We start from the raw sequence: 239 nt of genomic DNA, 5'->3' as shown, positions 1-239 counted from the left end.
CCCGTTTGGGTTGTATGGTTAAGTGACTAAGCGTACACGGTGGATGCCTTGGCAGTTGGAGGCGATGAAGGACGTATTAACTTGCGATAAGCCTAGTCAAGCTAGTAAAAAGCGCTTGAGACTAGGATTTCCGAATGGGGAAACCCACCTGCTTGCAGGTATCGTTAACTGAATACATAGGTTAACGAGGCGAACGCGGAGAACTGAAACATCTAAGTACCCGTAGGAAAAGAAATCAA

The 239-nt window shown here is 46.4% G+C and carries 1 rRNA gene; it reads left to right on the top strand.

The window, feature by feature from the left end:
* Positions 1-16: 16 nt before the first annotated feature.
* Positions 17-239: ribosomal RNA gene (locus tag H5200_RS23705) — 23S ribosomal RNA — on the top strand; the annotation flags it as partial.

Origin of the sequence: Pseudoalteromonas sp. SG43-7 (assembly GCF_014164295.1) — a bacterium.
Lineage (GTDB): Bacteria > Pseudomonadota > Gammaproteobacteria > Enterobacterales > Alteromonadaceae > Pseudoalteromonas > Pseudoalteromonas rhizosphaerae.
This window is presented reverse-complemented; position numbering and strand designations above follow the sequence as displayed.